The sequence below is a fragment of the Anaerotruncus colihominis genome (assembly GCF_010206195.1).
GTDB classification, from domain to species: domain Bacteria; phylum Bacillota; class Clostridia; order Oscillospirales; family Ruminococcaceae; genus Anaerotruncus; species Anaerotruncus colihominis_A.
Genome location: NZ_VIQT01000009.1, coordinates 231,003 through 255,668 on the forward strand (window position 1 = coordinate 231,003; position 24,666 = coordinate 255,668).

Genomic DNA, 24,666 nt, shown 5'->3' on the forward strand with positions numbered 1-24,666 from the left:
CAGCATGGATAAAATTGGACAGACAATTTCCTTCCCGGGCCTTGGAATCAACGATTTTACAGTCAACCGGGTAGCGTTTACTCTGTTTGGGCAGCCGATTTACTGGTATGGGATTATCATTGCATGCGCGTTTCTGCTGGCAATCGGTTATATCCTCAAACGTGCGCACACCTTTGGTGTCGACCCTGACCGCGCGCTGGATGTGGTGATCGGCGGCGTGATTGGCGGCGTCGTGGGCGCACGCCTCTATTATGTCGCCTTTACCTGGGAAAACTACGCGTCCAACCCGCTTAATATTTTTAATATACGGGAGGGAGGGTTGGCCATTTACGGCGGCATCATCGGCGGACTGATCGTTGTGGTGATCATGTGCAGGCTGCGCCGCGTGAAGCTGCTGCCGTTTATTGACCTGGCCGCCGGAGGCGTGATCCTTGGGCAGGCGATTGGACGATGGGGAAATTTTTTCAATGTGGAGGCGTTCGGTTCCAATACGACAGCGCCTTGGGGAATGGCTGGACCGTCGATCGCTGCGTATCTGGAGGCGCATAAGGATATCTTGGCCGCACAGGGCGTTGTGGTTGACCCGTCGCTTCCGGTGCATCCGACCTTCTTTTATGAATCTGTCTGGTGCCTCGCTGGTTTTGTGTTCTTTGCGCTGTTTACCAAGCGCCGCCGTTTCGACGGCGAGCTTACGCTGATTTACGCGACGTGGTATGGATTCGGCCGAGCCTTGATTGAAGGGCTGCGCACGGACAGCCTGATGTGGGGCAATATTCGTGTTTCGCAGGCGCTGGCGGCGGCGCTGACGATCGCGGCTGCCGCTATTCTCGTCTATGTGCGCGCGGATATGAAGCGTCAGGGCGGTGAAAAAGTGCGCAGGCTTTATGTTGACACCGAGGAAGGACGGTCCGTTGTAAACGGGACTTTCTATAAAAAGCCTGGCGCGCCCGCGGATACAGACGATGCGGCCGGCAAAGAATCATTGGCGGATTCTATGCAGAACGGGGCGGACGCTGAACAAACAACCGAGGAGGAGGACACGGACGATGAAAGCAAAGCTGATTGACGGCAAAGCAGTGAGCGCGCTGTTGCGGGAACAGATGAAAAAAGAGGTTGCCACGCTGGCTGAGGATGGCATTACGCCGGGGCTGGCCGTTGTAATTGTGGGGGACAACCCCGCATCGAAAGTGTACGTGCGCAATAAGAAAAAGGCGTGCGAGGAGCTTGGTATCTATTCGGAGGAGTACGCCCTGCCGGCTGAAACAACGCAAGACGAACTGCTTGCTTTGATCCGAAAGCTCAACGCAAAACCGGATATCGACGGAATTCTTGTGCAGCTTCCGCTTCCAAAGCAGCTTGATGAGAAAGCTGTCATTGAAGCAATCTCTCCGGATAAGGATGTCGACGCCTTCAGCGCGGTCAACGTCGGAAAAATTATGATCGGCGATTACAAGCTTCTGCCGTGCACGCCAGCCGGCATCATGGAATTAATCCATGCCTCGGGCGTCGAGGTGAAAGGCAAGGAATGCGTTGTGATCGGCCGCAGCAACATCGTCGGCAAGCCGATGGCCATGCTCCTGCTGCATGAGCACGGAACGGTTACAATCTGCCATTCGCGTACAAGGGACTTAGCGGAGGTAACGCGCCGTGCGGATATTCTTGTCGCAGCGATTGGAAAGGCAAAGTTTGTCACCGCGGATATGGTCAAGCCCGGCGCCGTTGTCATCGATGTCGGCATGAACCGCGATGAAAACGGAAAGCTCTGCGGGGATGTCGATTTTGATTCGGTCAGCGAGGTAGCCGGAGCAATTACGCCGGTACCCGGAGGCGTAGGCCCGATGACCATCACAATGCTGATGAAAAATACAATTGCGGCTGCCGGAAAGTAGGAAAACTCCGGCACAGCACTTGACAGAGCTTGTCAGCTGTGGTAAAATAGTTCTTACCGCATGTTCCAGGCCCAAAGTGTGCCCAAACGGCGCCGCCCGGAGACAGCGAGTCTTTTGAAAAGAGGTACCAGCATGTACGCAGTCATTTGTACAGGCGGTAAGCAGTATCGCGTATCTGAGGGCGATGTTGTTTACATTGAAAAGCTTGACGCCGAAGCTGATTCCACCGTTCAGTTCGATCAGGTTCTCGCCGTCGGCAAGGACGACGGCGTTGTGGTCGGCGCTCCCACCGTTGACGGCGCGGTTGTGACCGGCAAGGTTGTCAAAAACGGCAAATCAAAAAAGATCACCGTTTTCACCTATCGTCCGAAGAAGGGTTCCGCCCGTAAGATGGGCCACAGGCAGCCCTATACCAAGGTCGAGATTCAGTCGATCAAGGCTTAACAATGATCGAGAAAGAAAGCAGAGGTGTTTTATAGATGGCACATAAGAAGGGCGTAGGCTCCACCAAAAACGGACGCGATTCCGAATCTAAACGCCTTGGCGCGAAGCGTGCTGACGGTCAGTTTGTTCTGGCCGGCAATATCCTCGTTCGCCAGCGCGGCACACATATCCATCCGGGCGTCAATGTCGGGCGCGGCTCTGACGATACGCTGTTCGCGCTTGCGGACGGAACTGTCAAGTTTGAGCGCATGGGACGCGACCGCAAAAAGGTTTCGATTGTCCCTGTTCAGTAAGAACCGTTTAAAATCCCGAGTGGAGACCACTCGGGATTTTTCATATTTTTGCCTTTTTGCCGAAAGAATAGGAGGCATGCATGTTTGTTGATAAAGTAAAAATCAGGATTAGAGCCGGCAGCGGCGGAAACGGCGCGGTTGCGTTCCGGCGTGAAAAGTACGTTGCCGCAGGCGGCCCCGACGGAGGCGATGGCGGGCGCGGCGGCAACATTGTGTTTGCTGCTGATACGAACCTGTCAACGCTCGTTGATTTTAAGTATAAGCGCCGCTTTTTTGCGGAAAACGGCGCGAACGGCGCCGCAAAAAAAATGAGCGGCAAAAATGCGCCGGATCTGATAATCCGCGTCCCCAAGGGAACTGTTGTCCGCGAGGCGCAGAGCGGCCGCGTGATGGCTGATCTTTCCGGTGAGGAGCCGGTTGTTGTTGCGCGCGGAGGTAAAGGCGGGTGGGGCAACAGCCATTTTGCAACGCCGACGCGTCAATGCCCGCGCTTTTCAAAGCCGGGGTTGCCAGGCGAAGAATACGAGGTGGAACTGGAGCTGAAGCTGCTTGCGGACGTTGGATTGGTTGGATTTCCGAACGTCGGAAAATCGACGCTTCTATCAGTCGTTTCTGCCGCAAAGCCGGAAATTGCAAATTATCACTTTACAACGCTGTCGCCGGTACTCGGCGTTGTAAAGGTGGATGAAGGAAAATCGTTTGTTATGGCGGATATCCCTGGGCTGATTGAGGGCGCGAGTGAAGGAATCGGCCTTGGACATGCGTTTTTACGCCATGTGGAACGATGCCGGCTGATTGTACATGTGGTTGATGTGTCCGGTTCGGAGGGGCGCGACCCGATTGAAGATTTCCGCACAATCAACGCGGAACTTGAAAATTTTAACAGCGAGCTTGCTTCGCGCCCGCAGATTATCGCAGCCAATAAGTGCGACCTGGCTGCGCCTGAGCAGCTTGAATCCTTCCGTGCTTTTGCCAAAGAAAACGGGTATCCGTTGTATGAGATCTGTGCGCCGATCAGTGAAGGCATTCAGCCGCTTATCTATGCTGTTGCGCAAAAGCTGGATACGCTTCCGCCGATTCGTCAGTTTGAGATTGAGCATGTGCCGTTGAGTGAGCGCGAGCGGCTTGCGAAAAATCAATTTGAAATTCATGTGGAGGACGGCGTTTATATCATTGAAGCCGATTGGCTGATGCCGGCGCTCGGGATGGTCGATATGGACGATTATGAAAGCCTGCAATACTTTCAACGCGTGCTGCGCAGCAGTGGCGTGATCGATAAACTTGAAGAAATGGGGATCCAGGAGGGCGACACGGTCAGTATCCTGAATTTTGAGTTTGAATATATCAGGTGAGGAAATCTGTATGGAATTGATGGAACCGTTTACAGCCGATCCGCGTACACTCAGCCCACTGCCTCTGGCCTTTTTAGGCGACGCCGTATATGAGCTGTGCGCACGGCAGGCCGTTGCAGCTATGGGAATGGTTCATGTCGGCGAGATGCACGACCGGGTTGTCGCGCTTGTGAACGCGTCGGCGCAGTCGGCCGCCTTTGCCGTTATGGAGCCTTTTTTAACGGAGGAGGAGCTTGCCGTCTACAAACGTGGCCGCAATGCGAATGCGAGCGTACCAAAGAATGCTTCCGTTGTGGATTACCGGCGTGCAACCGGCGTGGAAGCTTTGTTCGGCTATCTTTATTTAAAAGGTGAGACAGCCCGTATTTATGAGTTGTTTAAGCTGGCTCATTCTGAATTTTGACTATAAAGCGCCGTCCGGAATCAACCGGGCGGCGCTTTTTCAGTATATCAAAAGCCTAGTATAATAACCGCTCTGCTGATATTATACAATAGAATCGATGAATGGAATAAAAAAATATGCAATCAGCCAAAAAAGTCTTGACTCTCCCCTAAGGGGATGGTGTAGTGTAACAGATAGAAACTGGGCGCCATAGTTAAGGGAAATGGATAAAATCCTTTTCGAACCATTTGAAAGGAGGCGTTTAAAAAAGGGAAATGTAAATGAGCTGATGATCGTTTGATTTTTGTATCGAGGGCAGTATTGAGAGGAGTGTGCATGTATCAATGAAAGAAAATTCATCGGCTGCAAAGCCCGTCGAAAACAACAATGATGAATTCAGCAACCAGCGGGTGCCATTGTCTGAACGGAAAGGGTGGCTGAATCTGCTGACTGTATCCCTGGGTTACGTCTTTGTAGTGACCAGCATGCAGGCAGGCGGCAATATCGGCGTTGGGCTGAATTTCCGTGACGCTTTTCTGGCTATTCTGCTTAGCAGTGTCATTCTGGCGGTACTGGCTTGTATAATGGGTGTGATTGCCGCAAAAAGCGGTCTGACATTGGGGCTTTTGAGCAAATATTCCTTTGGTAAAGCAGGTACATATGTACCAGTCGCCATTGTAGCGATTACAACAGTCGGCTGGTTTTCCATTGACGCCTATATGATCGGTCAATCCACCAATGCGCTGTTTTCTATGGCACCCATTATCCCAGTTGCAATTTTGGGCGGCATCGGCATGACTTTGACAGCTCTGCGCGGAATGAAATGGATGACCTATCTGAGCAATCTGGCTGTCCCGCTGATTATCGTATTCGGTACAATCTCTATGGTAATGGCTGTCCAGAGCAGCGGCGGCGTTGCCGGCCTGATGGCTATGACGCAGGAGAATCCCATCACTTTCAGCAAAGCAGTGGCATTGGGCGTTGGTTCCTACGCAGTGGGCGCGGTTATGTTCACGCCTGATATCATGCGTTTTGCCAAAAGTACGAAGACGGCTGTCATCGTCATGATTATTACCCTTATGCTGGGAAATACCTTCATGGTGCTTTCCGGTGCGGTCGGCGCGGTTGCCACCGGTTCCCCGGACATTGCTATGGTTATGGCTGCGCAGGGATTGCTGGCGCCGGCATTCCTGGTGCTGGTACTCAATATCTGGTCCACGGCACAGGGCTGCGTTTATTCCGGTTCAATGTCCTTGAGCAGTGTTACAAAGATCAAGCGCCCTTATCTGGTCATCGGGTTCGGTGTTGTGGGTATCATCTTTGCTGTCATTGGTTTTTATAACTATTTCGGCAGCTATATTGATTTTCTGTCTGCTACTGTGCCCCCTCTGGGCGGTATCTTTCTTGCGGATTTCCTGGTGACTTATCGTCAGGACTATCCTGAGATGGATAGAATTGAACTGCCAACGATCAATGTGGCGGGATTTATTGCTTGGCTTGTTGGTTTTGTCGTTTCTCGCATCCAGATCGGTATGCCGGTTGTCAATTGTATCATCACGGCTTTCGTGGTCAAGGCGATTTTAGGCAAGGTCATGGGCAGCGGAATCAAAGAGGGGCAGTAAACCTCTATAATAAACAGAAGGAAAAGGGAGAACAATTATAATGGCTGAAAAGGGTTTTTCGGAGTATTTTGTAAATGACGGAAGCGAATTTTCCGTGGATCATGGAGCGATTTTGATTGTTGATATGCTCAACGATTTCTGTAAGGACGGCGGGAAAATGCCTCTGAAAGAGGGCCTGGAAACAGTTGAACCGCTCAAGGCGCTGATTGCAAAGGGCCGTGAAAAGGGTCTGCCTATCATCTACGTCAACGACTGTCATAGGGCGGACAAGTACGACAAGGAGTTTGACAAGCGTGCGCCGCACTGTATCGAAGGGACATGGGGCGCAGCAGTCATCGATGAACTGGCGCCCCAGCCTGAAGATTATCAGATTCCGAAACGCCGGTTCAGCGGATTTTATCAGACCGATTTGGATCTTGTTTTACGGGAGTTGGGGATTAAGACAGTTATAGTCACCGGTGTAGTGACCAATATCTGTGTGCGCTCCACCTGCCATGATGCATTCTTCCTGGGTTATCAGGTCATTGTGCCCGAGGACTGCGTCCGGGCCACAGGTCCCCGTGAGCAGGAGTCCACACTTTGGGATATTGAAACACATTTTGGCACTGTGACAACCAGCGATCAGGTTATAAAAAAGCTGTAATAAGCTTTGAAGACTCCAGGCGCATCAGGGAAAGGAGGAACGATTATGGAGCAAACGGAACGGCAAATGGTAACAGTCAAGGTAGCGTCGGAAATTACTGGACTGACAATTAAGACGATCCGGTTTTATGAAAAAGCTAGGTTAATCGCTCCGACCAAGCGATCCTCCTCCGGGTACCGTCTCTATTCAAAGGAGGACATTTTCCGGCTTCAGCAAATACGCTTATATCGGGAACAACAGTTTTCCCTGGACGAAATCTCTGAGATTTTGGAGACGCCGGGCAGCAGGCTGCGCGGTATCCTGAAGCGTCAGCTCTATAAGATCGAGAACCAGATCCAGGAGCTGGAGCATATCAGGCTTCGGCTGAACAATGCGATTACAGTAGCCGCCTACGGTCAGTCGCCCTATCAAAAGGATGCGCTCGACAGCATTGGTCAACATCATACCGCTATTGTCGGCGTGGATCTTCAAAACGATTTTCTGGAAGATGGAGCGTTGCCGTGCCACAGGTTTTACAACATTATCCGGCCGCTCTCCCAGCTTTTTGAAGCTGGGAGAGCGGCGAATATTCCGATCGTATATGTCTGTGATTCTCATCATCCGGGCGATTCGGAGTTGGAAATCTGGAAAGAACATGCGATGGAAGGGACTTGGGGAGCAGAGATTATCAAAGAGCTTGCACCCAAGCCGCAGGATTATGTTGTGAAAAAGGGATATTTCAACGCCTTTTTTCAGACAAATCTCCAGCAGACTCTTAACAAGCTGGGGGTAGACACCATCATTATGGTGGGGTGGCGTACCCATGTATGTGTTGCACAGACGGTTATCGAAGCTTTCAATCAGGGCTATCAGGTTATCATCGCTGAGGATGGCGTGGATTCTACGACCCTAGCCGAACATGAATTCGGATTAAATTTGCTCCGGGCCAATTATGAAATCCCAACGCTTCCATGCGAAAAAATCATAGAATACATTGCTCAGTCCGGCAAACAAGACAGCCCAAAAGTATGGGGAAAACCTGCATCACGGCCATAATTTAAAGCAGAGCGCAGGACGCGGCATAGAATCATTTATTCTATGCCGCGTTTTTGGAGTTCGGAGATTTTAAAATATAATGGCTTTTTGAAATTGATTTATAAATACCCACAAGATTGCATAAAAGAAAATGATAAGGAGCGTTTCTGTCAATGATGCCAGTGAGAATGGAAATCGACGTTTTGGTATTGGGCGGCGGCAGCGCAGGATTGTGCAGCGCCATGGCCGCGCGGGAGGCTGGCGCTTCGGTAATATTGGCTTACAAGGCGGGAGGAAATTCCACAGCGGTAGCAGCGGGCGGTTATGCGGTTGTACTGAAGGATTCAGGTGGCGATTCTGTGGAACAATTTATTGCGGATGCCGAGCGCAGCGGGGCAGGGCTGGTGGAACCGGAACTGCTTCATCGCTTGGCGGAAGGCGCCAAACTGGCTATTGAGCGGGCTGCCGGATGGGGCGTGGAATTCTATCAGGACGAAGATGGCCAATACCGCCGATTCCGTTCAGGGGGACATACCTTTCCTCGTTCCCTGCGCTGTGCTTCAGGACGCGGAAGCGATACATATGGCGTTTTGTATCGCCGGGCAAGGGCCTGCGGCGTAACCATGCTCAAAAATACCCTTATAACAGAGCTGCTGCGCTCCGGGGGGCGGGTTGTCGGAGCGGCAGGTATGGATGAACTGGGGCGCCCGCTGGTGATCGCGGCTAAGACAGTGATTCTGGCAACCGGCGGTATGGCGGCTCTTTATGAGCACACTACCACGACATCAGGCGTAACCGGTGAAGGATATATTATGGCGCTGGAATCCGGATGCCGCCTGCGTGACATGGAATTCATCCAATTTATGCCGACTACTTTGGCCGCGCCCGTCAGCCTGAAGGGAAAGCTGGTCAATGATACTCTGCGAGGGGAGGGCGCTTATCTTCTCAACCGGAGCGGGGAACGCTTCATGGCTCGCTATGCGCCGGATTTGATGGAGATATCCGCCCGGGACGTGCTTTCCTATGCCATTGCAGCGGAGGTTGCGGCCGGACGCGGAAGTTCGTCGGGAGGCGTTTATGTAGACGCCCGGCATATCCCTGAAAAGGCCCTGCTTCAAAGCTTTGGCGCAGTGAAGGCGCTTCGTGCAGCGGGGGTGGACCCCTCCTACAGTCTGATTGAAGTGACGCCGGCGGCCCATTTTTCCTGTGGCGGCGTGGCGATCGACATTAACTGTCAAACCGGCGTCCCCGGGCTGTATGCAGTAGGAGAAGTGACCGGAGGAATTCACGGCGCCAATCGTCTGGGCGCGACGGCCCTGACAGAAAATCTTGTGTTTGGTCAGATAGCCGGAGCCTTGGCCGCTAAGGAAAGTAAAATGGTCTCAAATGAACAGACGATCGACTGGCCTGCTGCGGAGCACTGCGTCCAGGGAGCGCAGGCAGACCCTGAGGCGTCCGCTTTTCTCATGGCGGAGGAACAGGAGATCCGGCGGATATTGTGGACCTGCGGCGGCGTTCTGCGAAGCAGGGAAGGGTTGTCCTGCGGATTGGTACGTCTGGGCGTTATGGCGGCACATGCGGCAGAGCTGCCAACCCCGTGCTTTTCCCAACAGCAGAAAAAGCGGCGTCTGATGCAGCTTGTGGCTCTGGCGGAGTTGGTGCTCCAGTCCGCGCTGCGTCGCACTGAAAGCCGGGGATGCCATACCCGAACCGATTTCCCAAATCAGGACCCATCTCAGGCCACAAGTTATTTCCTTACATACGAGCAGGAAAAATGATGCTTTTTTACAGTCGAATCGAGCAAAAAAGGTCCGTCCCCACTGGATGGGGACGGACCTTTTTACTTTTAAAGTAAGGAGGATACTTATTTGAAATAACGGTTCAAGAGACCCTGGAAGCCGCAGCCGTGGCGCGCCTCGTCCTTAGCCATCTCATGAACGGTGTCATGAATCGCATCGAGGCCAAGCTCTTTGGCGCGGGTCGCGATCTTCTTCTTACCCTCACAGGCGCCGTTTTCAGCAGCGACGCGCAGCTCCAGATTCTTTTTGGTATCGGCATAAACGACCTCACCAAGCAGCTCGGCAAACTTGGCCGCATGTTCGGCCTCCTCGTAAGCGGCCTTCTCATAGTAAAGGCCTATTTCCGGATAGCCTTCGCGGTGCGCCTGGCGCGCCATCGCAAGATACATGCCAACCTCGGTGCACTCTCCGGTAAAGTTCATGCGCAGACCCTCAATGATCTCAGCATCGACGCCAGCTGCAACACCAATGCGGTGCTCGTCCGCCCAGGTCAGGCCGTCAGTCTTCTGCTCCTCAAACTTGGAAGCGGGAGCCTTACACTGCGGGCAGAACTCCGGCGGGGTATCGCCCTCATGAACATAACCGCAGATTGTACAAACAAACTTTTTCATTATAAAATTCCTCCTGTCGATGAAATAGCAAACATTTTCCTTGCCTGTTTATAACTATACCACGAAAGTATATTATTAGTCAAGCTGTTTACTTGGTTTTTTTCAATTTTATAGAAAATTTGTGGGAAAAGTACGATTGAATCCATCGAAAAGAGCGCTTTTTTGACCGTATATTTCGCCTGCTAAAGCGTTGAGAGGTAAGAATAATTTCGTGAGAAACTCCAAATACTATTGATACGCTACTTTGAAAAGAGGTGAAAGGACATGGCGAAAAACAGCAAAAGCACAAATAAAGCGCAGAACCGCTCCTCACAGAACAGCATGACCAACGAGGCTTCGAATGGTTTCAGCAGCAGCACGAGCAATTCTACGAGCAACAGTCTGAACCAGAAGTCCACCCAGGCGAAGCGCGGCCGCAATGAAGCGACCGACTGCGGCCACTAAATAGAAATACGACAAAAGCCTCTGACCGAACCGCCCCATTGGCGGCCTGGTCAGGGGCTTTTCCTTTACAAAGGCAGGGGTCGTTAGTCCTGGCCTTGCTCCTCAACCAGTCGCTGCATATACCCATGAAGATCCTTCTTTTATTTATGCATATATCATAATCTAATCTGCAAATGTTTATAAAAAGCATATTCAAACGAACAAAACCTTGAAAATATCGTATTTTCTTTATATAATGATTGTAGCAAGAAAAATCGGAAGGAGGGACCTGAGCCAGCCTTTCTCCAATTGGACAGCGCAGGCAAAAGGCAAATGATATTTGCTGATTAATACATAAAATTCCTGATGATTGACAAAAAAATTGTGACTGCTATAATGTATTTAAATAATTATGGAAAAAAGGAGAAATTCAGTAAACAAAGGCTGGGTTGCTCCTTTTAAAACAGCTGCAAAGCTTTTGGGCTTTATTGGATGTTCTGATTAAAAATGTGGACATTTCGCGGCTTATCCGATGTATTAAGAGCTGGGGACTTATGGTCGATGGGCCGTTGTTTTGTTACCGTTTTTAATAAAATATCAAGCGCAGCGGAGAGCGGGGCAGCGGTATCTATGGTAGAAGAAGCCGCCGCCCATTACGATTTTTTGTATCCGGCTGTGAAAAAAGGGAGGAATCTACAAAGCAATGAAGAAAGTGCTAGCATCCATCCTTGCGTTGTGTATGGTTTTCGGAACAGCCATCACAGCGGTGGCGGACGATGCGGCGGCCAACAACACAAACAACGATGTTGTTTATGAGGTTGTAACCGTCGACGTCGAAGACCTGATGGTCGAGATCGCCCAACGGCCCGCGATGTATGCGGCGACCGGCAACTTCTACGGCAACAAGCTTACTGGGAACGCCAAGACGATCTATAATGATATGCTCACTTATTTCGAGCGTATCGACAACGGAACCGGCGATTGTATCAGTAAATATACCGTGAATGGTACAGCCAAAGAGGTTCAAGATGCTCTTGAAGCGAACCTGATGGACCACACCGAGCTGCTCAACTGGTTCGGAAAAGGTCCTGGCAACAACATTTCCTATATTTCCGGCGGCGGAACCTGCTATACCTATTTCCCGGTTATTGGGGACTATCGTGTCCCTGGCTCGGAAAAAAAGGATACATATAATGGGCTGTCGGGTTCCTATTCCTATTGGAAGATTGACTCCAATAAGGGCGGCGACCGTGCCAGTGCGCTTGCAAAAGCTGCTGAAATTGTAGCGAATGCCAGCGGCACCGATTATGATAAGGTTCGTTATTTCAACGAAGCTATCTGCAACCTGACCACCTATGATTTTCCCGCGCTTGAGGATGGTATCTATGATGATACCTACCAGATGATCAACGCTTTCAACGGAAAGCCCGTCGTCTGCGAGGGATATTCCAAGGCGTTTAAGTATCTCTGCGATGAAAGCGACATCGGCTGCCTGATCGTAGAGGGCCATATTGGTACCGGCACAGGCGCGGGCAACCACATGTGGAACTATGTTGAGCTGGATGGCAACTGGTACCTTGTCGATGTCACCAATAATGATGGCAGCGATGAAACTATGGTCAACACGCCCGGCGACTTTACAGAAAACCTTCTGGCCATCGGTTCCGGCAATCCGTATTACAGCCTTCTTGGCTTCGATCCGCTGCGTTACACCGATGGTACGCCGGTCCCTACGCCGCCAGCCGTTACTCTCAGCGTCGAGGATTACGTTCAGTTTTCCGGCGACAATGTCAATGTTGCGGTCGAATCGAGCACCTCAAAGCAAGTCGTCCTCAAATTGACACTGGAGGATCCGAATGCCGCTATGCCGGTCGTTAATCAGGCTGATGTGACCGTTGCGCCGGCTGTTGGAATCGCCAGCTTTAAGCAGGAAAGCGACAAGATCACCATCGACTTTGCCAAGCGTCTTGACGCTGGTACATATACTGTCACCATCAAGAACAACGAGGATTATCATTACAATTCCGTTTCGTTCGAGGTGCCTGAGGTTGACAAGTATGCCGCTCCGGTGATTGCGGTTGCTTACAACGAAGACCACACCAGCGCGGACATTACAATTTCCAATCCGAACAATGCAGGCACTATTAAGTACACGGTTAATGGCGGTGCGGAAACGGTCTATACCGATTCCTTCACAGTCGATACAAATACACCTGACCACCGTCTCACAAAGCAGATTTCGGCTTATGTCGAGAGCACAGACGAGGATTTCCAAAGCTCCGATAAGGCAAACCAGGTTGTTACGCTGGTGGCAGATCCTGATTCATTCCATGTTGTCGTCACCCCGGTTGCGGGTTTGAATGGCACAATCGCTGCGGATACTGTTGTCGCTTCGATGGAAGCGAAGAATGTCCCGTACAATCTTGGTGTCATGTATAACCTCGAAAGCGGTTCAGAGGGCAGCTTCGGTATCGACGGCGATAAGATTGTCGCCAATAGCAACGTTGCCCCGGGAAGCTATGTGGTTTACGTTTCCGCACGTCCGGTTCTTGACAGCGGTGAGCTTGACAGTGGTGATCTGTCCGATCTTGGAGTCGGTTACGGCGAGGCGGTCATCGTGATCAACAACCAGTCGACTTCCGGCGGCGGCTCCTCTGGCGGCGGCGGTTCCTCCTCCGGCGGCAGCAAGCTGAACAACAAGGGCAGTGTTTCGACTGGTTCAACCGGCGGCGCGCGCGTCCCGGTTTCTCCGGCCGCTGCGGGTAAGGAAGCCGCCAGGTCGGCGGAAAATGCGATCAAAGATGCGCTGGCCAATGGCTCCAACTCGGCCGTCGCTCCAGTTGTCATCCGCAATGGTTCGTCTATTGGCGCAGAGGCCCTCAAGGCGATTAAAGACGCGGTTGACCAGGCAGCGGCTGGCACTGGTGTAAATGTCACTCCGATCGTTTGGTCCGATGTTGTCAAGAACGGCGTTGTGCAATCGCGCATGTATATCGATCCTGCGAAGTATGCTTCACTGACAGGCGATATCAAGCTTGGTGTTGAACTGTCTGATCTTTCGGTTTCCACGCTGTTTGACAAGTATTTCACCAACAATATCAAGGTCGTCAAATTTGAGCATACCGGCCCGTTCGGCATGGCGATTGAGGTTGCTGTGAAGCTCGATCTTACCAATATGAATACAGAGAATCTGTATTTCTATTCGTATGATGCAGCGACAAACATCTATACGCCGATTGCCTATCCGATGTACTACATCGATACGAACGGTTATCTGCACTTTACTGTTTCCAATGGCGGACATGTCATCATTTCCGACGGCCCGCTGGCACGCAAATAATCCCTTTTTCCCCAGTGGGCGGCGCGATAGCGCCGCCCATTTTTGTAGATCTGTCGCTATATACATCCTTATATTTATATAATGTCCTCGTTAACAAATTTTCTTTACAAGGTCCCCAAAGCGCGGGACACAAAAAAGTGTCCCACGCTTTGGGGAGATTCAGGCTAAAAGCTGAAGAGGCCGATTGACGTTTCTATAAGGATAGGGTACAATAAGCGCAGTACAAACGACAGAACCGTTTCACGGGCATGGTTCAGGACAAATAAAAAAGAGGGGCGATGGCTGTTGTTTCATCAGATATTCAATCCGGAAAACGGATTTTTCAGCAGCATCAGCAAATTTATGGATATCGTGGGCTTGAGCGTGATCTGGCTGATCGTCTGCCTGCCGGTAATAACGATTGGCCCAGCGACCGCCGCCCTCTATTACAGCGTGGTCAAGTGCGTACGCAGAGGCGAGAGGCATGCGTACCACAATTTTTGGCGATCTTTTCAGACCAACTGGAAAATGGGCAGTCTAGTGACGTTGCTCTGCTTTCCAGTAGGCCTTTTTCTCTATTGGGAACATGGAATGATGCAGACGATGGCCTTGGGTGGGGATGAGGCGCTGATGTGGGGCTATATTGCCATAACGCTCCTGCTTTTGTTGCCAATAGGCTTCCTGTGCTGGTTGTTCCCGCTGCTTTCCCGGTTCGAGACCAGTCTTAGCGGCCTGTTGTGGAACACTTTTATGCTCACCTTCCGGTATCTGCCCATCACGATTGCTTTGGCCCTGCTTATCTTTTTTTCCTTTACACTGACAACAGCTCTGTGGTTTGTCCCGTTTTTCGCAGTCACGCCGGCTGTGACTATCCTGCTCGCTTCCTTTCCAGTGGAGTGGGTTATGAAAAAATACACCAGCACACATACTTTCCAAGAGGACGAGGACAAGCCCTGGTATCTCAAATAGCTTGAAAGCGTGCCTGGAGCGCAAACGGAAATTCTTTTGTTTAAAATGCGCATCTGCCCGCTCTGCGGGCAGATGTGCAAAGCAACTATTGTTTATGCTATAGCGAAGCGCCGGTCAAATTCCCATACGACCTGTTCAGTGCCTTCCGGTTTTTCGGTACGTCCCGGGGAATTAAGGTACTCAGATACACCTGCAAACACAGCAAACGCTACGCGTTTCTGATAATCTGCGTTTACCAACTTGTAAGCGTCATCTGGATTCGATAAAAAACCGCACTCAACCAAAAGCGCGGGAGCCGGCGCATTATAAATTAGATATACACTATCTGTACACGGTTTACTTTTACGTGTATTTTCCGGCTGTAACATTTCAATTAAATTGGCCTGCATAATCTCTCCCAAAAGTTGACTCTCAGGATTTTTAGGGCCGTAAAAAACCTGTGCTCCAAAGTATTTTGATTGTGTAAATTTATTTTGATGGATACTGATGAAAATACAGTTATCATATGTTTTCATCAATTCAAATCGATTGTGAATATCAGAATTTTTTTTCTGACGCGTTGTGGTTGCTGTCTCATCGTTAAGCGCGACATCACTGTCACGCGTCAGAATAGCATTGTATCCATTGATTGTAAACAAATCGTAGAGCTTTAATGCGATTGAAAGATTGATGTCCTTTTCCACAATTCCATCAACACCAACAGCACCGCCGTCAAAGCCGCCATGGCCTGCATCAATAATGATAGTTGGCGGTGTCTCAAACGCCTCGAATGATGGTGAAACAGCAGTAATCGACCGAATAGAATAGCGAGCCAGCGCAAACGCTGTTATCATAAGTAAAAAAATCGCCGCGACTGTGGACTTTTGAACCTTCATATGCATCCCCCCGCTCCAATCTATGCGGACAATCGGGATATTTATGCCCTATGGCGCAAAAGGGGGGAGGGGGGCTATCTGTACTTTACAGTTTCCAATGGCGGACATGTTGTTATTTCTGACGGCCTGTTGATGCGCAAATAATCCCGTTTCCCTCAGTGGGCGGCGCTTTGCGCCGCCTTTTTTGCTTTTTATTTGAACAGCGCGCACCCTATAAGGGCTTGACAGAATGGCCATTCCGTCATAAAGTAAAAGAAATGTAATTATGAAGGAATGGGAATAAATGGCTGTTACAAAAAACAAAAGCGTATATGTCTGCCAGAGCTGCGGATATGAAAGTGTGAAATGGTATGGACGTTGCCCGGATTGCGGCGAATGGAATTCATTGGTCGAGGAGATACGGCAGCAGGTTGCAGCGTCAAAAACGCGTGCAGCTTCAGCGGCTCCTGCCGCGCCGCGTGCAACGGCGCAGGCAGCACGTCTGTCTGAAATATCCTCCGATGACAGCCAGCGATATAAAACAGGGGTCGGGGAGCTTGACCGTGTGCTTGGCGGTGGGATCGTCGCTGGCTCGGTGATGCTGCTTTCTGGAGATCCTGGAATCGGCAAATCAACATTATTGCTGCAAATCTGCCAATATCTCTGTGGAAGCCTGAAAATTCTGTATGTATCGGGCGAGGAAAGCGCGCGACAGCTTAAGCTGCGTGCAAACCGGCTTGGTGTAGACAGCGACAATCTTTATATTTCGGCCACGACAGATGTCGAAAACGTTTTGGAAACAGTTCGAAAGCTATCGCCGGATGTCGTGATGATCGATTCCATTCAAACGATGAATCTTTCTGCCTTAACTTCATCGGCTGGCAGCGTGACTCAGATTCGCGAATGCACACAAGTATTGATCGGTATTGCCAAAAGCGCAGAGATCCCGGTGTTTATCGTTGGCCATGTCAATAAGGACGGAGCGATTGCCGGGCCAAAGATGCTTGAGCATATGGTTGACGCCGTCCTTTATTTTGAAGGAGAACGCCATCAAAATTACCGAATTTTGCGAGCGGTAAAGAACCGCTATGGCTCCACCAATGAAATCGGTGTATTTGAGATGGGACAGGAAGGTTTGCACGAGGTACCAAATCCTTCCTTGATGATGCTTTCAGGCCGTCCAAAAAATGTCTCCGGGACATGCGTGGCTTGTGTTATGGAGGGGACGCGTCCGATTCTCGCGGAGGTTCAAGCGCTTGTCTCCAAAACAGGCTTTGGCACGCCGCGCCGTCAGGCGGCCGGCTTTGATTATAACCGCGCGGCGCTGTTGATTGCAGTGCTCGAAAAGCGCGGAGGCTATTTTTTTGGAACGCTCGACGCCTATATCAATGTGGTCGGCGGCCTGCGGCTGGACGAACCGGCCGCTGATCTGCCAGTTGCAATGGCGCTTGTATCAAATCTGTTGGATAAATGTATTCCAGATGATCTCGCGGCCTTTGGTGAAATTGGATTGGCCGGAGAAGTGCGTTCTGTTGGCAGTATTCAACAGCGTGTCAGCGAGGCATACCGGCTTGGTTTTACGACCTGTGTGATCCCACGCCACTGTATTTCAATGGTCAATGTGCGCGATATGCCGGATTTAAATCTGATCGGTGTGCAAAACCTGTCACAGGCGATCGCGGTCATCCGATAGATCTGCATAAGGGTCGGTGCGTGTAAAATAGCCGCAGCCATTGCCTTCGCAATTGGTAATATAGCCGATTTCATCAAGGGAACAGTAGCCCTGTTGCTGATAATAGCAATCTTTATCACAGGGAATGAGACGCATTTTTCGTTCTTTTGCCATAACACATACCCTCCCGCTGCCCGGACGCATCTCATACGCCGGACTTTGCAAATTTCAAATGCAGGCATTATATTAACCAGTTTGCATCGATTCATACGGTGAAGAACTAGCGGATTCCAGTCCTGAACATTCGCATAAAATCCCTGTAACGGCAAACACTAACTTCGGTTATTTCCGGGATCAGGGATTTGTCTGAAAATTGGTCTTTTTTTCACAGACAGCAGATTGGGTATTGCTTGTGAAAAAGCTGGTGTATTCTCTGTTTTCAGATAAGTCCCTGGCACCGCCGTTATAGGGGGTTATTTTTGTTGTTAAAACGTGTCGCCGCGCTGCTTTTGGCAGCCGGCTCCTTTGGGGTGGCAGCAGCAGCTCCGTGGATTGTTTTGCGTGCGGTGCCGACCGTTTCCTGTATTACGCCAAATGAAACATTATATGAAAAGCGGATCAGCGCCTCGGGGACCATTGAGGCACAGAATGTTCGGGAAATCTATCTTGATACACCAGTAGTGGCGCAGACAGTCAACGTATCAGTAGGGGACCGTGTTGTCCGGGATGATGTGCTTGCTGTTATTGATGCGGAGACGACGCGAAGCATCATGCAACAAAGCGTGCCTGCCTCGATACTGTTGTCCGGTATTACTGAGACCCTGCCGGCGGATACGTCCGATTTGCTTGGAATGTATTCCGCTCTGAAAGCATCTGGTTTGGATGCCGAGCTAGGCCCGCTGGATGACTTGGCGCAGGCTTACGCCGCGCTCGACAGCGCAGCCAATGAGGCCAATACCTATATTTATGTTCCTGATGTGATCACCGCGCCAATCAATGGAATTGTTACGGATATCGAAATTAAAAGCGGTATGCTGTCGCGTACTGCAAAGCCGGTGATTACCATATCGGATACAGGCAGCTTTGTGGCAATGGTGACAGTAGGGGAATCGTATGTTTCCGATATCAAGGTAGGGGATGAGGCGATCATTGAAGGGACTGGGTTTCCGGATCAAACATATCATGGACATGTCAGCCGTATCTATCCTGTTGCACGCAAACAGACAGGTACCACCGCGCAGGAAACGGTCGTCGATGTGGAAATTTCCATTGATGACCCGGACGACCATCTGAAAGCTGGCTTTACAGTGCGCGCACAGATTATGACAGATACGCGCCGCACAATGTTGACCGTTCCATATGAAGCTGTGGGGCAGGACGAAAACAATGAGGAATATGTGTATATTGCAGATGGCGCCCGTGTGGAACGCAGGACGATCAAGACTGGTATGGAACTTTTAGAAGGCGTTGAAGTGATCGAGGGACTTTCGCCAAATGATATCTTGCTGTCGGATGTGGCAGCGGCGGGAACAGAGGGCGGACTTATCAATCTGAGGAAGGAGTGACGCGCCATGCTGTTCGACAGCTTTGTTTGCAGCCTGCGCAATCTTGGCCGAAAACGATTTCGAAGCTTTCTGACAATTGCAAGCATTGCGATAGGGGTGGCCTCGGTTGTTTTGATTGGTTCCATCGGAGAAATTGGAAAGCAGACAATTTCCGATGAGCTTAATTCCCTTGGCTTGGGCAGTCTGACAGTGAGCGCGGATCAGAAATTTACCCGTCAAAAGATGGATCAGCGTGATCTGGAGCTGATCCGTGATCTTCCAACTGTTAAAAGCGCCACACCGGTGGTTGTCGATTTCAGCAGTATCCGTATGCGCGGATTGGTCGCAAACGCCATGCTTTGGGGAGTCGATTGTAAAGGCGACCAGTTGATATCTTTGAAATCACAATATGGCCGCCTGTTGAATGAGGCGGATATCGCTGGTGCATCCGATGTCTGTGTTATTGATGCGAACGTTGCACAGATGTTTTATAAACGCGACAATATTGTTGGAAAATATCTGGATGCGATGATTGGCGGAAGCTATGTGCGCCTCGAAATCGTCGGCGTTGCAGTCTCAGGCGGGAATATCTTGCAGACAATGGTAGGGGATGTGATCCCTTCATTTGCTTATGTGCCTTATACTACCATTCAAAGATATACCGGCGACCAGGCATTTGAACAGATTGCAGTAACCTTACATGATAACAGCAACTCAGATGCCGCCGCAGAACAATTAACAGCTTCCGTGAACAGGCTTCACAATATCAACAGAGGATTTAAAGCAGAAAATATATCAAAACAAAAAGACACATTAAATAATTTACTTGGGATTATCACAATCGTGCTATCATCAATTGCGGCAGTATCTCTCGTTGTAGCGGGCCTCGGGATCATGACTGTAATGACTGTATCTGTCAATGAGCGGACACGTGAAATTGGAATTAAAAAATCGATTGGTGCGACGCGGGGAACCATTTTACTGGAGTTTCTAATTGAGGCATTTACAATCTCTCTAATTGGCAGCATGGCCGGTGTCGGTGTCGGACTTTTTGTGGTATGGTCCGGATGTACGCTTCTGCATATTCCGGTTTCCATTGCTCCGTGGCTGATCGCAATTTCTATCATATTGACTGTTGGAATTGGAATGATATTTGGCGTCTATCCAGCAACCGTCGCGGCGCGTATGCGTCCAGTAGACGCCCTGCGAACAGATTAAAACAAAAAAAGAATCCCCGCCACATGGCGGGGATTCTTTTAAGAATAGTATTGACATTCAGAAAGGGAAGCTGTAAAATAAAAATAAATAATTTCGTTAAATGAAAATTTAGCGAAATAAAGGGGAGCTAAAAGAAGGAGGATTTTTTCTATGGCCGACTATGCGGACTGCCCATCATATTTAAGTGAATTTCTGTTTTATTTGTTGACGATCAAAGGCCGTTCAAAAAGGACTGTTGATGCGTACTATATTGATCTGCGTACATTTTTACGCTATATCAAATGTGTAAAGCATCATACAGCCGATCCTGACGATATCGACTCATTTTCTCAAGTGTCTATTGCAGATGTTCCCCTTGAGACGATTGCGTCTATCAAGCTTGGGGATGTCTATCAATATCTCAATTACGCTGCCTCCGAGCGTGAAAACAATGCAAAAACGCGCTCCCGAAAGGTTTCATCGCTGCGTTCGTTTTTTAATTATCTGACGGTCAAATCCGGGCTTTTAAAAACGAATCCCATTGAAAATCTTGAGGTGCCTTCCGTTAAAAAATCTGTGCCAAGATATCTGACGCTTGAAGAATGCCTGGAGCTGCTGACACATATTGAATCCTCCAGCTATGAGCGCGATTTTTGTATGGCTACATTATTCCTGAATTGTGGTATGCGTCTTTCTGAATTGGTCGGAATTAATTTGCAGGATATCCGGGATGACACGATACGGCTGCTTGGTAAGGGAAACAAAGAACGCATTGTCTATATCAACGATGCCTGTAAAAGAGCTTTGACAGCCTATTTAGCCGTCCGCATGACGCCGGCAAATGTAAAATATCGAGATGCCCTGTTCCTTTCATCACGTGGAACGCGCATTTCTCCTCGCCGCGTTGAACAAATTATCGCGCGCTGCCTTGAACAGGCCGGATTGGCTGGACAAGGATACTCGCCGCATAAGTTGCGTCATACCGCTGCGACGCTGATGTATCAGCATGGCGGTGTAGATATCCGTGTATTAAAGGAGATTTTAGGTCACGCCAGTCTATCAACCACCGAGATTTATACGCATATATCCGATCGTCAAATGGAAAAAGCGGCGCAAAGCTCGCCATTGTCAAGCGTTGCGCCGCGAAAAAAGAGGCGGAGTCCTATAGTGCCAAATTCAGAAGATGAATAAGCTTAGATTTCCAAATTTTGTTGAGAGAATAGCGTCCAGTATTGAAATTAAAAGGCAGAGCAATGTAAAGATAATAAACTTTACGCAATAACGCTTGATCCGAAATGGGTCTGCTGGAATGGAAGCTGTAATCGAAGACCTTAAAAGCGTTACAGAAAGCGCCAAGGCTGAACGGCCAGCGGCGATCAATAGTATGGTTCCTAAAAACATGATAGGCAGCATTAAAATCAATACGTACCAAATTGCATTTACCCCAGATTCTGCATAGAGCATACCGATTGAAAAACCGTAGCCAAGCCCTTTAAAAACTGGAACTGCAAAGATCACAACTTGTGCGATCGTGCAAAAACCACAGAAAAACAAGATCGCCAGCATTGTAAAAATTGAGAAAAAAGTTGAACCCACAATGCCTGCAAACGCAACGGTCCGCCTCTGCTCTACATAACTCCCAAGCAGGATGCTTAATTTTTCGAGCGTATCTGTGCTGGCGTGCCGAACCATCAAAGCGCCGGCCGCCATACCGAATAGAAACAATACGCCGAGCAAATAGACAACAACGCGATTTCGTGTATTGGCGACGAAGGAGCGCAGAGGAATCATTACAGCGCCGGCTTCATTTTCCATTGGTTCTTGCCGTAAATATGTACTATTCTGGATCCAGGCTGGCTGCTGCGCTCCTTCTTTTATTTTTTCTTCAGCGATTCCCCGCACATTTTTTTGCTGTTGTATGATCTTGTCCAGATCCGCTGCGCTAAACCCCATCTTGATCGTCCTTTCATAAGACCTTTTATAGAAAAGTTATGCTGGACGAATACCATTTATGCAGGCAGTGGAACTAATCTGCAAGCGCTGCTTTGATCATGATAGCACATTCAAGACGTTTCTTTTCCAAAGCACAGGAAAGCTTATGCGGTTTGAGAATATCACCATTATACTGCATACTGTTTGCGTTGCAGCCTCCTGAACAATAAAATTTCGCCCAACATTCACAGCAATCTTTTTTACCATAAACCGTCGCGGCTGCAAAACAGCTTTTCATTTCCTGATTGAGCGAGCCATCATAAACGCTTCCCATCTTCCAGTCCTCATGCCCGACAAACTGATGACATGGGTAAACATCGCCGGATGGTGTCACTGCGACATACTCGTTGCCGCAACCGCAGCCACGCAGCCGTTTGATAGCACAGGGCCCTTGATCGAGATCAAGCATAAAATGGAAGAAGTTAAAATCCTCTGGCGTTCCGGCACGGTCAATCATGATTTTAGCGAGACGCTCATATTCCCTTTCGAGCTCGGGAAGCTCCTCTTCAGTCAATGCATAAGGCATCGCGGGATCGGAAACGACCGGCTCGACAGATACCTGATCAAACCCAAGTTCACTTAAATGGAGTACATCCTTGGCAAAATCCTTATTATATTTGGTAAACGTTCCACGCGCATAGTACTGGTCATATGGGCCTTGTTTACGCAAGCGCACCAGCTTCTGAAAGCTTGGTACGATCTTGTCATAGCTGCCTGTTCCATCAACACGGGCACGTACACGGTCGTTGACCTCGCGCCGCCCATCAATCGACAAAACAACGTTCGACATCTCCTGATTGATGAAATCAATTTTATCATCATCAAGCAGGATACCATTTGTCGTAATTGTAAAGCGAAACAGCTTTCCATGCTCTTTTTCAAGAGAGCGGGCATAACGAACCACCTCACGGACCGTTTCAAAGTTCATAAGAGGTTCACCGCCGAATAAATCCACCTCAAGGTTATGGCGGCCGGCTGAATGATTGATTAGATAATCAATCGCAGCCCGGCCAGTTTCCGGAGACATCAGCTCACGATGCCCCATATATTCGCCGGTATCGGCAAAACAATACTTACAACGAAGATTACAGTCATGTGCAATATGCAGACACATGGCTTTGACTGGTGCAGGTGTCATCATTTTGGCAAACTGGCTGTAATCGTCCGATGAAAACAACTGATCGGCTTGGCACAGCTTTGTAATCTCCGCATAGGTTTCTTCGATTTCTTCAGGGGTCCAGCGTTTGGAAAGATATTCCACAGCTTCTTTGGGACAGTTCTGCGGCATAGCTTCCCCGTTGCCGCAGAAATCCAGAAGCTCATAAAACAGCTCGTCCACCACGTGAACAGCTCCGCTGTTCACGTCAAGGACAATGTTATATCCGTTTAATTGATATTTATGTATCATGTAATTCTCCTTATACGAAAATTCAGGGCAGTCAAACGACTGCCCCAAACATGTTAAACCAACAATTTTACCGGCTTTTGTTTTCGCATTTCTGATTTGCAACTGTGCAAGACGTTTTGCATGCTGACTGACAAGAAGCCTGGCATTCGCCGCAACCACCCTTAACGGCAGATTCCTTTAAATTTGCGCTGTTGATCGTTTTCACGTGTTTCATTTTTGTTCCCTCGCTTCAGAGTTAATATCAGGTTCCTATAAAAAAGTTCCTTTTCTGACAGGTCTTTTGCACCTGTGATTTCCCATAAACCTGATTACATATTTATCATACCATAATTCAGGCAAAATTTCAATCATCTTTTGGAATAGCGTGGCCTGACTTTAGCGGAACTTCTTTCTGCGATTGACGCCGATTACACCGCCAAGCGCAGATGCAAACAGAACAGCGGCCAGTTTGGATACAGCGACCATACCAAATCCCGCGTCATCAAACACAAAGCTGGCGGTCATCAGGATCAGAAACAGGCAAATGCCGCAACAGATACCGATCAGCATTCCCTTTTCGCGTGCGAATGATGCACTTACAAGACCGGCGACGAGTCCTCCAAAGACAAATGCCAGTGTGGCGATCAATGTAATCGCAGGCTGTGGAACATCACGGAAGGTCATTACAACGGACATTAAAACCAACAAAAGCAGGCATGCGCCCACGCCGAATAAAAGGCCATAAGTTACCGGTCGAATAAAACGTTTGGCGCCATGAATATCAGGCTGTCTCACTCCAACTCCCCCTTTGATATAAAAAGGGTATTCAGGTGAACGTCCCGATATGCCCAAGCTTACTTATTTTTTTGTAGTTGCGACCTCATGCGGGGTGTTGTTGGCTTGAACGGCCCAGCGTGTAATTCGCACCTTGCTGCGATCGGAGCCGGTTTCAATAATCAGGTGGTCATCCTTGATTACAACAACCGTGCCAATGATACCGCCAACCGTTACAATCTCATCTCCGACCTCCAGATTCGCACGCATACGTGCAGTTTCCTTGTCACGCTTTTTCTGCGGACGGATCAGCATAAAGTAAAAAATAACAAAAATAAGGATCAATGGTAAAAGGGACATCATGGTTGCTGTGGTCTGTTCATTCATGAATTTAATACCTCCCAAAATCTGTACATGCCTTGAAACACTACAAATACTATTATAGCGGTTTCGGACATGTCTTGCAAGTAAAATCTACCGTCTTTT

Annotated in this window: 25 protein-coding genes; 17 read left to right on the forward strand and 8 right to left on the reverse strand. The window is 49.4% G+C overall.

The genetic code is table 11. The annotated features are described in order from the left end of the window. Positions 1-4: 4 nt before the first annotated feature. The 10 genes from lgt (at position 5) to FMM72_RS05285 (ending at position 9,417) form a co-directional block, all read left to right on the forward strand. Positions 5-1,066 carry a prolipoprotein diacylglyceryl transferase gene (lgt, locus tag FMM72_RS05240; RefSeq protein ID WP_160208699.1) on the forward strand — a complete coding sequence of 354 codons (1,062 nt, stop codon included), beginning with the start codon at positions 5-7 and terminating at the stop codon, positions 1,064-1,066. Continuing rightward, positions 1,047-1,889: a bifunctional methylenetetrahydrofolate dehydrogenase/methenyltetrahydrofolate cyclohydrolase FolD gene (gene folD, locus FMM72_RS05245; RefSeq protein ID WP_162220798.1), complete on the forward strand. Its 843-nt coding sequence runs from the start codon at positions 1,047-1,049 to the stop codon at positions 1,887-1,889. Before lgt ends, folD begins: the two co-directional genes overlap by 20 nt. Positions 1,890-2,021: 132 nt before the next feature. Beyond that, positions 2,022-2,333 carry a 50S ribosomal protein L21 gene (rplU, locus tag FMM72_RS05250; protein ID WP_160208697.1) on the forward strand — a complete coding sequence of 104 codons (312 nt, stop codon included), beginning with the start codon at positions 2,022-2,024 and terminating at the stop codon, positions 2,331-2,333. A gap of 35 nt (positions 2,334-2,368) precedes the next feature. Next, positions 2,369-2,626, forward strand: a complete 258-nt coding sequence (gene rpmA / locus FMM72_RS05255; protein WP_006875311.1) for a 50S ribosomal protein L27 — start codon at positions 2,369-2,371, stop codon at positions 2,624-2,626. 80 nt (positions 2,627-2,706) lie between these two features. Then, positions 2,707-3,978 carry a GTPase ObgE gene (obgE, locus tag FMM72_RS05260; RefSeq protein ID WP_160208696.1) on the forward strand — a complete coding sequence of 424 codons (1,272 nt, stop codon included), beginning with the start codon at positions 2,707-2,709 and terminating at the stop codon, positions 3,976-3,978. A 10-nt stretch (positions 3,979-3,988) separates the two neighbouring features. Further along, the gene (locus FMM72_RS05265) at positions 3,989-4,381 is read left to right on the forward strand and encodes a Mini-ribonuclease 3 (RefSeq protein ID WP_160208695.1); all 393 of its coding nucleotides are present in this window, start codon (positions 3,989-3,991) and stop codon (positions 4,379-4,381) included. A 323-nt stretch (positions 4,382-4,704) separates the two neighbouring features. Beyond that, a complete protein-coding gene (gene codB / locus FMM72_RS05270; protein ID WP_160208694.1) occupies positions 4,705-5,982 on the forward strand; it encodes a cytosine permease in 1,278 nt (425 codons plus the stop codon). 40 nt (positions 5,983-6,022) lie between these two features. Then, entirely contained in the window at positions 6,023-6,625 is a 603-nt protein-coding gene (locus FMM72_RS05275) for a cysteine hydrolase family protein (RefSeq protein WP_160208693.1), read from the forward strand. A gap of 45 nt (positions 6,626-6,670) precedes the next feature. Then, entirely contained in the window at positions 6,671-7,660 is a 990-nt protein-coding gene (locus FMM72_RS05280) for an isochorismatase family protein (protein WP_162220799.1), read from the forward strand. A 152-nt stretch (positions 7,661-7,812) separates the two neighbouring features. Then, positions 7,813-9,417, forward strand: coding sequence for an L-aspartate oxidase (locus FMM72_RS05285; protein WP_160208691.1), 1,605 nt, complete (start codon positions 7,813-7,815; stop codon positions 9,415-9,417). Positions 9,418-9,503: 86 nt separating this feature from the next. Here the strand turns inward: FMM72_RS05285 and FMM72_RS05290 are convergent, their stop codons facing one another. Next, on the reverse strand, positions 9,504-10,049 hold the full coding sequence (locus FMM72_RS05290; protein WP_006875303.1) for an NADH peroxidase: 546 nt from the start codon (positions 10,047-10,049) through the stop codon (positions 9,504-9,506). A 264-nt stretch (positions 10,050-10,313) separates the two neighbouring features. Here FMM72_RS05290 and FMM72_RS05295 point away from each other — a divergent pair, with 264 nt between their 5' ends. From FMM72_RS05295 to FMM72_RS05305, 3 genes are all read left to right on the forward strand, one after another. Further along, complete coding sequence (locus FMM72_RS05295) at positions 10,314-10,493, forward strand: hypothetical protein (RefSeq protein WP_160208690.1); 180 nt, start codon at positions 10,314-10,316, stop codon at positions 10,491-10,493. Positions 10,494-11,175: 682 nt separating this feature from the next. Beyond that, positions 11,176-13,812, forward strand: a complete 2,637-nt coding sequence (locus tag FMM72_RS05300; RefSeq protein ID WP_162220800.1) for a transglutaminase domain-containing protein — start codon at positions 11,176-11,178, stop codon at positions 13,810-13,812. A 285-nt stretch (positions 13,813-14,097) separates the two neighbouring features. Continuing rightward, complete coding sequence (locus FMM72_RS05305) at positions 14,098-14,760, forward strand: YesL family protein (RefSeq protein WP_160208688.1); 663 nt, start codon at positions 14,098-14,100, stop codon at positions 14,758-14,760. Positions 14,761-14,852: 92 nt separating this feature from the next. Here the strand turns inward: FMM72_RS05305 and FMM72_RS05310 are convergent, their stop codons facing one another. After that, positions 14,853-15,635, reverse strand: a complete 783-nt coding sequence (locus FMM72_RS05310; protein WP_243157732.1) for an N-acetylmuramoyl-L-alanine amidase — start codon at positions 15,633-15,635, stop codon at positions 14,853-14,855. 283 nt (positions 15,636-15,918) lie between these two features. Between FMM72_RS05310 and radA the strand changes: the two genes are divergently transcribed. Further along, entirely contained in the window at positions 15,919-17,307 is a 1,389-nt protein-coding gene (gene radA, locus FMM72_RS05315) for a DNA repair protein RadA (protein WP_162220802.1), read from the forward strand. Here the strand turns inward: radA and FMM72_RS05320 are convergent. After that, entirely contained in the window at positions 17,281-17,460 is a 180-nt protein-coding gene (locus FMM72_RS05320) for a hypothetical protein (RefSeq protein ID WP_006875285.1), read from the reverse strand. The two genes, radA and FMM72_RS05320, sit on opposite strands and share 27 nt — an antisense overlap. A gap of 305 nt (positions 17,461-17,765) precedes the next feature. On the opposite strand from FMM72_RS05320, the gene FMM72_RS05325 reads away from it, so the two are divergent. From FMM72_RS05325 to FMM72_RS05335, 3 genes are all read left to right on the forward strand, one after another. Continuing rightward, positions 17,766-18,851, forward strand: a complete 1,086-nt coding sequence (locus FMM72_RS05325) for an efflux RND transporter periplasmic adaptor subunit (protein WP_160208685.1) — start codon at positions 17,766-17,768, stop codon at positions 18,849-18,851. 6 nt (positions 18,852-18,857) lie between these two features. Beyond that, positions 18,858-20,048 (forward strand): ABC transporter permease, encoded by a 1,191-nt coding sequence (locus FMM72_RS05330; RefSeq protein WP_160208684.1) that lies wholly within the window; start codon positions 18,858-18,860, stop codon positions 20,046-20,048. Between the two features lie 150 nt (positions 20,049-20,198). Further along, complete coding sequence (locus FMM72_RS05335; RefSeq protein ID WP_160208683.1) at positions 20,199-21,218, forward strand: tyrosine recombinase XerC; 1,020 nt, start codon at positions 20,199-20,201, stop codon at positions 21,216-21,218. Here the strand turns inward: FMM72_RS05335 and FMM72_RS05340 are convergent. The 5 genes from FMM72_RS05340 to yajC all read right to left on the reverse strand — a co-directional run bounded on the left by FMM72_RS05340 (position 21,204) and on the right by yajC (position 24,567). Continuing rightward, positions 21,204-21,980, reverse strand: coding sequence for a hypothetical protein (locus tag FMM72_RS05340; RefSeq protein WP_160208682.1), 777 nt, complete (start codon positions 21,978-21,980; stop codon positions 21,204-21,206). The genes FMM72_RS05335 and FMM72_RS05340 overlap by 15 nt on opposite strands. Positions 21,981-22,053: 73 nt before the next feature. After that, complete coding sequence (gene scfB / locus FMM72_RS05345; RefSeq protein WP_162220803.1) at positions 22,054-23,427, reverse strand: thioether cross-link-forming SCIFF peptide maturase; 1,374 nt, start codon at positions 23,425-23,427, stop codon at positions 22,054-22,056. Positions 23,428-23,494: 67 nt separating this feature from the next. After that, entirely contained in the window at positions 23,495-23,641 is a 147-nt protein-coding gene (gene scfA / locus FMM72_RS05350; RefSeq protein WP_160208680.1) for a six-cysteine ranthipeptide SCIFF, read from the reverse strand. A gap of 161 nt (positions 23,642-23,802) precedes the next feature. Beyond that, positions 23,803-24,201 (reverse strand): TIGR04086 family membrane protein, encoded by a 399-nt coding sequence (locus FMM72_RS05355; RefSeq protein ID WP_160208679.1) that lies wholly within the window; start codon positions 24,199-24,201, stop codon positions 23,803-23,805. A gap of 63 nt (positions 24,202-24,264) precedes the next feature. Continuing rightward, positions 24,265-24,567 carry a preprotein translocase subunit YajC gene (gene yajC / locus FMM72_RS05360; RefSeq protein ID WP_160208678.1) on the reverse strand — a complete coding sequence of 101 codons (303 nt, stop codon included), beginning with the start codon at positions 24,565-24,567 and terminating at the stop codon, positions 24,265-24,267. Positions 24,568-24,666 lie beyond the last annotated feature (99 nt).

What these genes read in the sequence shown, in the direction of transcription:
- radA (WP_162220802.1), top strand. Translation starts at nt 15,919, where the DNA reads ATGGCTGTTACAAAAAACAAAAGCGTATATGTCTGCCAGAGCTGCGGA.
- FMM72_RS05275 (WP_160208693.1), top strand. Translation starts at nt 6,023, where the DNA reads ATGGCTGAAAAGGGTTTTTCGGAGTATTTTGTAAATGACGGAAGCGAA.
- obgE (WP_160208696.1), top strand. Translation starts at nt 2,707, where the DNA reads ATGTTTGTTGATAAAGTAAAAATCAGGATTAGAGCCGGCAGCGGCGGA.
- lgt (WP_160208699.1), top strand. Translation starts at nt 5, where the DNA reads ATGGATAAAATTGGACAGACAATTTCCTTCCCGGGCCTTGGAATCAAC.
- rpmA (WP_006875311.1), top strand. Translation starts at nt 2,369, where the DNA reads ATGGCACATAAGAAGGGCGTAGGCTCCACCAAAAACGGACGCGATTCC.
- FMM72_RS05340 (WP_160208682.1), bottom strand. Translation starts at nt 21,980, where the DNA reads ATGGGGTTTAGCGCAGCGGATCTGGACAAGATCATACAACAGCAAAAA.
- FMM72_RS05290 (WP_006875303.1), bottom strand. Translation starts at nt 10,049, where the DNA reads ATGAAAAAGTTTGTTTGTACAATCTGCGGTTATGTTCATGAGGGCGAT.
- rplU (WP_160208697.1), top strand. Translation starts at nt 2,022, where the DNA reads ATGTACGCAGTCATTTGTACAGGCGGTAAGCAGTATCGCGTATCTGAG.
- scfB (WP_162220803.1), bottom strand. Translation starts at nt 23,427, where the DNA reads ATGATACATAAATATCAATTAAACGGATATAACATTGTCCTTGACGTG.
- FMM72_RS05280 (WP_162220799.1), top strand. Translation starts at nt 6,671, where the DNA reads ATGGAGCAAACGGAACGGCAAATGGTAACAGTCAAGGTAGCGTCGGAA.
- FMM72_RS05320 (WP_006875285.1), bottom strand. Translation starts at nt 17,460, where the DNA reads ATGGCAAAAGAACGAAAAATGCGTCTCATTCCCTGTGATAAAGATTGC.
- scfA (WP_160208680.1), bottom strand. Translation starts at nt 23,641, where the DNA reads ATGAAACACGTGAAAACGATCAACAGCGCAAATTTAAAGGAATCTGCC.
- yajC (WP_160208678.1), bottom strand. Translation starts at nt 24,567, where the DNA reads ATGAATGAACAGACCACAGCAACCATGATGTCCCTTTTACCATTGATC.
- FMM72_RS05335 (WP_160208683.1), top strand. Translation starts at nt 20,199, where the DNA reads ATGGCCGACTATGCGGACTGCCCATCATATTTAAGTGAATTTCTGTTT.
- FMM72_RS05265 (WP_160208695.1), top strand. Translation starts at nt 3,989, where the DNA reads ATGGAATTGATGGAACCGTTTACAGCCGATCCGCGTACACTCAGCCCA.
- FMM72_RS05330 (WP_160208684.1), top strand. Translation starts at nt 18,858, where the DNA reads ATGCTGTTCGACAGCTTTGTTTGCAGCCTGCGCAATCTTGGCCGAAAA.
- FMM72_RS05300 (WP_162220800.1), top strand. Translation starts at nt 11,176, where the DNA reads ATGAAGAAAGTGCTAGCATCCATCCTTGCGTTGTGTATGGTTTTCGGA.
- folD (WP_162220798.1), top strand. Translation starts at nt 1,047, where the DNA reads ATGAAAGCAAAGCTGATTGACGGCAAAGCAGTGAGCGCGCTGTTGCGG.
- FMM72_RS05285 (WP_160208691.1), top strand. Translation starts at nt 7,813, where the DNA reads ATGATGCCAGTGAGAATGGAAATCGACGTTTTGGTATTGGGCGGCGGC.
- FMM72_RS05310 (WP_243157732.1), bottom strand. Translation starts at nt 15,635, where the DNA reads ATGAAGGTTCAAAAGTCCACAGTCGCGGCGATTTTTTTACTTATGATA.
- FMM72_RS05295 (WP_160208690.1), top strand. Translation starts at nt 10,314, where the DNA reads ATGGCGAAAAACAGCAAAAGCACAAATAAAGCGCAGAACCGCTCCTCA.
- codB (WP_160208694.1), top strand. Translation starts at nt 4,705, where the DNA reads ATGAAAGAAAATTCATCGGCTGCAAAGCCCGTCGAAAACAACAATGAT.